The sequence below is a fragment of the Paraburkholderia podalyriae genome (genome assembly GCF_014397785.1).
Lineage (GTDB): Bacteria > Pseudomonadota > Gammaproteobacteria > Burkholderiales > Burkholderiaceae > Paraburkholderia > Paraburkholderia podalyriae.
In genome coordinates this window covers 1-1,185 of record NZ_VZQQ01000232.1, presented here as the reverse complement: position 1 = coordinate 1,185, position 1,185 = coordinate 1, and the positions used below count along the sequence as shown (strand labels likewise).

1 pseudogene is annotated in these 1,185 nt (G+C 61.3%); it reads left to right on the top strand.

Going from position 1 to position 1,185, the window contains the following annotated elements:
* Positions 1-68 precede the first annotated feature (68 nt).
* A pseudogene (locus tag F6X42_RS46290) lies at positions 69-1,177 on the top strand (ISAs1 family transposase).
* Positions 1,178-1,185: the final 8 nt, after the last annotated feature.

Genomic DNA, 1,185 nt, shown 5'->3' with positions numbered 1-1,185 from the left:
CAGGGCTGTTAACTTCCGTCCGACCGTGTTAACTTTGTGACCGTCCAAACAAGACGGCGGGAACAGGGATGATATTCGGAGGCGTATTTTCGGAGCTGCGTGACGCACGCCGGGCGCAGGGCAAGCGTTACGGGCTGGAGCCGCTGTTGTGTGCGATCGTGATGTCACTGATGGCAGGTGCGAACTCGCTGAGGACGATTGAGGTGTTCATTGGCGAGCGGCGTGCACAGCTGAACGAGCTGTTCGGTACGGACTGGCGCAAGGCGCCGAGTTGGGTGGGTATCCGCAAATTCCTGCTCCAGCTCGACGAGCACGATCTGGAAAGCGCGGTGCGCATTTTCGCGCAGAAACAGACTTGCGCACCGCCGGGGCGGCAGTTCATCGCGCTGGACGGCAAGGCGCTGCGCGGCAGCGCCTCACGCCTGGAAGACATCGCGGCGCGGCACATCGTTTCGGCCTTCGATCATCATGACCTGATTGTGCTGGGCCATGTTGAGGTTGCGGAGAAGTCGAACGAGATTCCGGCCGCGCAGGCGTTGATCGAATCGCTCGGCTTGCAGGGGCGGGTCTTCACGATGGACGCGTTGCACTGCCAAAAAAAACGCTAGCGCTCGCCCTGGAAAAGGGCGCCGACGTGCTGGTGCAGGTCAAGGGCAACCAGCCAACCTTGCTTGCCGCCTGTGAGGATCTTGCCCGCTATTGCGCTCCTGCCCAATGCGACGTGCAACACGACAAGGGCCACGGTCGCATCGAGACGCGTTCGGTGCGCACCTGGAGCGTGCCGGCGAACTGGCTGGAAGCGGACTGGCAGCCGCTGGTACAGCAGATCGTGAGCGTCTCACGTACGGTCGAACGCAGGAACCGGACTGGCGGCTGGGAACGCACCAGTGAGACGGCGTGGTGGGTCAGCACAGCCGTCATGAGCGCGGCAACCTGCCAGATGGCCATCCGTGGTCACTGGTCGATTGAAAACCAGAATCATCACGTGCGCGATGTAGTCATGAAGGAGGATCACTGCACGACGCGACACAAACCCGGAATTCTGGCCCGCTTGCGCTCCATGGCACTAAACTGCCTGCGCGCGACATCTGATCGAAGCGTGACTATCGAGTTGCGGCGCAACGCGTTGAATTTTGAACACCTCCGACGTTGCGCCTGCGGCACCATGAGAAATTAACAGCCCTG